The sequence below is a fragment of the Endozoicomonas sp. genome (assembly GCF_031844845.1).
Taxonomy (GTDB): domain Bacteria; phylum Pseudomonadota; class Gammaproteobacteria; order Pseudomonadales; family Endozoicomonadaceae; genus Endozoicomonas.
This window is the reverse complement of record NZ_JAVRMB020000274.1, coordinates 1-7,799: the sequence shown is the minus strand read 5'-3', so window position 1 is coordinate 7,799 and position 7,799 is coordinate 1. Positions and strand designations below refer to the sequence as shown.

Here is a 7,799-nt window from a genome sequence, read left to right as displayed (position 1 = left end):
GAGCCATGGGCTATGGACGGGTGGATGTCCCTTCGCCAGAGGTGACAGACCTTCCGCCAGCAGGTTCAGCGCAGGTGGCTACTCCTGAAGCGTACAACGAAAGGGAGTTTATGAACGGGGTTAAAATATTTAACCGCAATGGCCGGGTTTGTATTACCGCTAACACTATAAACGACTGCCTTGAGCCGGGTGATCAGTTATCGATCTGGTCAACAGCGCAGAAAGGCTCAGGGGATGGCGCTTCAGTGGATGAATTGGCCACCGGGTTATTTTCTGGTACACCTCTGGATGCTCTCTATACGGTTCTGGAGAGTCTGGACCAACGTTTCCGGTTTCCGGTGGCCGGGGCGAATCCCATTCCTGAAAACAGAAACACCATGGTTGAAGAAACATCCGTATCCGACTTGCCCCGCCGGCACCGGCACGAGTCTGTCACCGCATGTCCTCATAACGCTTCGCGCTCTCTATCTATAGATCCGACCCCCGGGAACATCACATCGACTCAAGCCTATCTGAACAGCACATTAAGTATTCCGGAAGTGACTGAAAACGTCATTGTGAACAATGAAACCAGACCCATTGAACTAACACGCGACTTGCTCATGCTTCATAACCCGGCCAGTCACATCGCCCCCTTTGATCAGTACAACCCGAGCATTACGGTAACCGAGCAGGAATATGAGTACAGCCGCCTTGTACTTGGCCTGTTACAGTTAAGATTTTCTGAAGTGGAGGATTACCAGCTTCCCTTTGGTTTTGTGCCAGTTTTATCGGATGGTCATGGTAATACCGCCGGTATAGGATATCGTGCAATACCTTATGCCCACGTTTCCGTTCAGGATATTAATGATCTGGCAAAAGAAGATCCGAATGTAAAAAAATATGGCCTTGTGCAGAAGCATAAAACGCTGGCCCATCAATTGGGTGAAACCTGTTATCAAGCATCAATGTGGGACAAATTGCTTTATCCCGATGTCATAATGGACAATCCTGTTGACGGTCCGACGTCGACAAACACCATTAACCAGGTCATAGCGGATTGTTACCGGTTTATTCCCAGGCATGGTTATCAACTCGCAGAACCAGCATTAACTTATCAGGAAGTGTTGACCGGCGAATGCCTGAACCGGGAATGCGCTGTTGTGATTGACCTGTTACAGAAAGTAGGAGTGACCACATTAACATTGCCGGTACTGGCAGATAAGCATGCGAATACTGAGTATTATCTGCAATGGGAGCCATTTCACGGAGAAGAGCCTGACGATGCTGAGCCTTCCCGTGCCTCCATCCCCGCACCGGATCATTCCTCTTCGGAAAGCTTGAAAGCAAGTCCTTATAATAGTTCAGGCGAAACGCTTGATGTGAAAAAATGGCGCACGGTATTGTTGTCCGACATCTCGGATCAGGAGATGGATGAACTGACAGCAGTAACTCCCTATCTGCAAGATGGGAGTCCATGTCGCTTCATTGCCGGGAATCCTCCCTTCACAGGCATGATCAGGAACAATCCATTACTCCTCTCGGCTATCAATAATATCGTGGATCTTATCTCTTCATATTCATATCAAGGCGCTGTTCCTGATCTCTATCAAACCCTTGAAAAATATCTGATCGATAAACAAGGAGGAACCATTGAGTCAAAACAATTATTAAAAGGATTTTTATCGGAATTCAGGCACATCAGCAAGCAGCAGCGAAGCGTAGTGCCTCTTCTCGACCGGCATGATTTAACTGGCTACCTGGAGATTCTGCGAACCCAAACCGGCATCGCAGACCTGGCATTATCGGATAAGATCTGGGTTGGCAATAAATGTAATGAGCCCCATTTATTAATATTTTATGAGCTGAGAGAGGTATGCTCCGGAGCGTTATCCCTCTATAAAGGTGCGGAGCTCATTCTTCCACAGCAATTAGAACGTTTTCGCACCGAATTTGTTGATAAAAATCTTGCAGACAAGGTGCTCTCTTTTGCGTTTGAGGAGCGGGAGCCTTCTGACCTGTCAACGCCCCCCCCGGAACCACCACAGGTGATTGAGGTAACCACGCAAAATTCACCGGCTGATTCGATATCAACACCACCGCAATTCAACTTGTCCGAGAATGATCAGTCAGGATTTGACGATTTGCCGGCGAATTTTGAGCAGTTAACGTCGACCGGGAATACTCAACAGATCGATAATACCAATCACAGGGTTGCCAATGCTCAGACAATCCCGGGCCCGACAATAAAAACTGAACAATCTCAAGTTACAGACATTATTGAGAACCAGCCATTGCTGCTCCTGGCAATCAATAATATTGTGGATCTTATCGCTTCATTTTCATATAAAACACGTATACCCGATCTAATTGAAACGCTTGAAAAATATTTAAGAGTTAAGCAAGGGACAACCCTTGACTCAGAACAGAAATTAAAAGCGTTTATATCAGATTTCAGGCAAATCTCTGAGCAGCAGCGAAGAGACGTGTCTCTTCCCCCCGGGGATGAGTTGGCTGGCTACCTGGAGATACTGCTACCAGAAAGTGACCGCAGTGGTCTGACGTTATCCGATACGATCTGGGTTAGCGATAAATGTAGTGAGATGCATTTATTAATACCTTATCAGCTGAAAAAGGTATTTTCCGGGGCGTTATCTCTCTATCATCGATCGAATCTGATACTTCCACATAAATTAAGATGGCTTCGCGGATTTTTTGTCCATGAACATTTCCCAGAAATAATGCATGAGGCTTATCTGCGTTTAGCCGGAACACGAGGAACATTAAGTAACTATCTAAAGAAGTTCAAAGAGTATTCTTTAGCGGAACGAAAACCTTTTACATTGACAACTATCCACCAGGATCAGCTGCGTGGTTATTTAAATATACTCCAGCAGGACATCATTAAAACGCAGTGTAAAACCACTACTGAAGGCCGAGACCAACTGTCGTTATCAGATAAGATTTGGTTTAGAATGGAAATCAATGAGGTCTTTACTTTAATCCCTTTCAGACTGAAAGAGGTGTTTTTCGGGGCGTTATCCGGCCGTAATGCAGCAAAACTTATACTGCCACCTCAACTGGAAAAATATCGCGAATTAATTACCCATGAAGATTTTAAAGATATCATTCAGGATGCCTATTTAGGACACTGCAATATCGATTCCATTAAAACCAACAAAGCCCCGAGGAAATTTCTTCGTCGCTGTATGCATTTCAACGAGAGCCTCCAGGACAATCCATTTATTCTCCCGGCAATCAATCAGATAGTTAATCGTATTACTGAATATAAACCCGACTTAATGGCAACGGTGGCTCAGCGTTTAGCCGCTAAAGGTGGTACTAATGCTTATACAAGAAATGAATTAAATTCGTATCTATTGCAATTCCAAGATGCTGCCATGAAGGAAAAGGCACGACAACTAGCCTCTTCAATAGAGTCTGGTCGAATAAGAACCAAAACCCCGGATGAGCTGGCGGGTTACCTGACGCTCCTGCAACCAAATTTGTCAATACAACCAAATAGTAATCAACTTGCTTTATCTGATCCTATTTGGTTAAGAAGTAAAGTTGATGGGATTAACTTATTAATCCCCTATACCCTGGAAGAGGCATTAATAGGTAGTATATCCGAATTCGATTTGGAAGAATGTATAGTTCCACCTGAGTTAGAACAAAATATTGTTTATTTAACGCATCAAAACGGTACAGAAATACTACATGAAGCGTATAAGGTAGACGTGCTCGAATCTATCAGGAGCCCTATCGAATCATTGCTCAACATCATGATATATCCAATACTGTATGTAGAAAAAACCTTCAGGCGTCTTGCTGATCAAGCTGGCGTAACGAGTATGAATTTAACAACAATAATTGGTACTTATAAGGATGATAACTACTATCCGCCAGGTGTGGTAGGTATAGTATTAGATATACTGGAAGAAGAAGGAAAACTTGGAAATGTGAACACTTATGCAGCCTATGACCTTCTTCTTAATACAGGAAGAGGGATTAATATTGATAATTACTTTTTCCCGTCAAATCAATACAGTAATGACCAAAATGCATTAACGCTTTTTAACTTGATGATCAATACAGATATAGAAAACGATTTTAAATCCCTGATTTCCAGTTTATCAAGCAGTAGTGACGCTGAAACACGTATCCCTGAAATCATGAATAAGAATTTAGAGTTCTACCCCCCCAGTTTCACCAGCGATAAAGAGTATCAAATTGTATATGATTCTATATCTATAGATGACCCTGAATTCATCCAGCCATATATCACAGCAAGCTTTAACCGTCGAAATAAGTTTGGCCAGCCTGAAAGATTCGAAAAAATCACTCTATATTCATATCTGACCGGTCAAGAGTTTACAGTAAACAATGTTGTGGAATTTACTAGTGATTGCAGCGATGACTCATCTACGCTTTATCGCTGGCTAGTACTGAATGGTGGTTCTGTCAGCGCTCAAATGATAGCCGGTCAAACGTTACGTTTCAGTCCATTTCAGATGAAACAGACTGTTGTAGCATACGAAGTTATAGATGTTCGAATAGGTCCATTGGTGATCTCAGAGAAAGGTGAAATTTCTCACAGAATACGTAGAGGACTAATTCCCATTGTAGGAATAGGATTAGATTTAATTCCTGTTCCCAATATCGGGAAGCTTGAAGCCGAGAACTTTAATCCTGACCCTGATGTCACGGACTTGAAAATACTTCAGAAAGTATTCCAGCCTTTAGCTCCTACCCCTGAAAAAAGATTAGACTATAAAAATATGGATTTTAGTGTGACACGTGACGAATTTGTTCGGGCTGCATACGCTAGATCAAAAGATGCAGCCATTGCACAGATTGACTCTCTGCACCGTAGCCAGGATGAAGTCATTAAAGGGCTTTTATTTGATGCAGCTCGAGAAGCGATGGGGCTCATTGGAATAGTACCTATTGTAGGTGATGCCTTGGATGTATTAGGAACTGTTATCCTCACTGAAATTGAAATAGCTATAGAGACTGAGTATTTAGAGAAGAAGCTGTTGCGCGAAGAATCAATAATGACGTATAGCGTAGCTTTAGGAATCGCACTAATCCCTGGAATGACGATGTCGGGCGGAAAGAAAATAGCTAGAAAAATGAGTAAAAAATTAAATTCCAGCTGGTTAAAACGATTCACAAAACATGGTGACACCCTTCTTGACGGGGTGCCAAATTTAAAAAAATCCGGAATGGTTGACGGCGCGCCAAATTTAAAAAAATCCGACTTTATTGACGGCCAGCCAAACCGACAGTTAGATGTTGATGGCAACCCTAAGAAAACCAAGATAGAGCAGGGTAGCCAGGCTTTTGACAGCTACTGTGGTGCCAGAAAAAAACGTGCACCGAGTTCCGCTGGTACGTGTTCGATACTCAGCACAACTGACCATCTTTATAAATCAGGGAATATGAAGTTTGCGACCAAGGCAGATGGCCGTTTACCAACATTTTATTACTCATCCAAAACGTACGGTAGCGGACGTTTAAGACAACAACATGCAAAAGGGCCAAAAATTCAGAAGCCTGAACACTATTTACGACATGTTTTTTTTAAAAACAAGGCGGATAAAACTGATTTTTACGTACAGGTTAAACGGTATAAAGATAATGGGCAACTGACGAACAAGAGCTATGATCTTTTAAAGAAACAGTATAAACATATTACCAATAAACCCCAAAAAGGCTACTATCATATGGAGGTCGCTTTTGAGTCGAGTGCCCCCATGGGCGATGCAAAAACAATCCATGCTAGCCAGGGAGTAGTTGTGGATAAAAAGCAATTTAAGGAATACCAGGAATCAGCTCAAAACATTTATCGTGCTATGAAAGAAGCAGGAGCTGCGAAGAAATCGGTGGCTGATACTGGTAAAAGTGCAAATTCAAACCCTTTATCGGGTGCTTCTGGTGGCTCGTGAACTTTCCTGAAAACTGACATGTCCAACATGTCCAGCCAGGACCATGAGAAAGGCTGCAGAACCCGCAATAATCGCCATTTTTCATAGTTAGTAGGTGGAAGTTTGCTTTCGTATAAATTGACTGCACGTAGGGTCAAATTTTATTTGATAAACCGATCTTCACCATTGATACCAAGGCGTAGAGGCATGATCGCTACTTTTAAAAAAGGGGGAGTTGTTTGCATTTCAATATTTACCACCAGAAAATTCGTGAATATCATCAGCTGCTGATGTTTAGATTATAAAAAGATTGAAACTTATTCATTAGCTAGCGGTCAATATTTGATAGCAAACTATCACCTACTTATGAGATTAAAAAAGGTACCTGCTTATGCATTCCTTCCAACTCGCTCAAAACCCTCAGTATGGAGGTAAAGAGGAAAAAACAGGCTTAAAAATAATTCAGGCAACAGGTAATGGTGAATGCTTTAATGGAAGATCAATGACAAAAGTACCTGACACTGTGTATTGTCATATTGAGCTGGGATCAGGCAATCCCTGTTATGAGGAAAAAGGATTTTATTATGATGTTTTAACCCGCAAAATCGTAACCAATCAAAATCCACCAGCAGGTTCACAGCCAGCTTCTTCGCAGTTAGATGATAAAGCCAGTTATGATAACCATCGTGAGCGTTTTTCTTCACTGGAATCGACGCTGGATTATCTTGTCAATAAACTCATGGACCCTGTTGATGTTAATAGTGGAAATCCAGTTTCTGCCGCTTCAGAAGCCCCATTGAGCACAGGAATTGGTCAAATGAGCCTCTCATCCTCTAATAAGCCAGCCACTAATCCTGATGACGCCAGTCATACCCGTCAGTTAAAAACATCTCAGGAACCTGGCCTTGTTAAGAAAAAACCGGCATTCGATAACCTGCGATTTTTATTGAGTGATCTTGAGCCGAATGCATTGTCACAGGCTCACGATCACCTGCTCAAGCATATCAAATTCAGCCATCCGACATTGGCCGACAGGATCAAAGTGGAGATGCTGGCCGGGGATATGTTGTCTCCGGATATTATCGCTGAAAGAAAGCCAAACTCAGTCCATTTAAAATATTCTGATGCGATCATTCCTCAAGACATTTCAGGTGAAGAATACCAACAATATTTGCACAAAAAAATCGAGCTGATTATTGAATTAGGGAAGCAATGTACCTCCTGTGATGCTCAGGGCTTGATATGCGTTTTCAATCCTTCAGTAGAATACGAACTTTATCTATGTATTGAACCTGAGGAAAAACACCCTTTTGGAAAGCCCATTATAGGACAGCAAATGAGGTGTCTGGGTTTCGACGATAGGCCGATTCCATTACCAGAAAATTCACGTATTGCCCTGTTTAAACCTTGCCCTTGTCTGTACCCGCAGGATCAAGCCCGGCAAAATCAAGAAAATGCAGCGATATGCCCCGGTAACCCACCTAGCGATACAATCTCAAATTCTGATACAGACTCTTCTTCTGATTAGAAATCCGTGGTCAGGTCTTGAATCTTGAATTAATGCAAGATTCAAGATTCAATATTCAAGACCTAATGGAATGGTCCGCCCTGCTCCAAAATCGGCTTCAAATGAGCCATGATGAATGAGTCGTGCAAACATCATTCAAAATAAGAAACGGAGCGAACTATAGGCGATCATAACAAAACAAGAGTTAGCCAGAAAGGTCAGGTAGCTGTTCTCGGAATTGATTTGAGTAAAAAAAGTTGTAACTGTTCAGCACCCCCCCTATAAATCTGGATTTTTCTGATTTTTCTTCCATCCTGTTACACAATAATTTTCCTGACACCCAGCCAACATGGATCAAGACTCGTCTGCGACTTTGTTAAATG

The 7,799-nt window shown here is 42.5% G+C and carries 2 protein-coding genes; both read left to right on the top strand.

Going from position 1 to position 7,799, the window contains the following annotated elements:
- The first annotated feature begins 20 nt into the window (after nucleotides 1-20).
- Entirely contained in the window at nucleotides 21-5,930 is a 5,910-nt protein-coding gene (locus tag RM811_RS14615; RefSeq protein ID WP_402525638.1) for a hypothetical protein, read from the top strand.
- Nucleotides 5,931-6,411: 481 nt separating this feature from the next.
- Nucleotides 6,412-7,437 (top strand): hypothetical protein, encoded by a 1,026-nt coding sequence (locus tag RM811_RS14610; RefSeq protein WP_402525636.1) that lies wholly within the window; start codon nucleotides 6,412-6,414, stop codon nucleotides 7,435-7,437.
- Nucleotides 7,438-7,799: the final 362 nt, after the last annotated feature.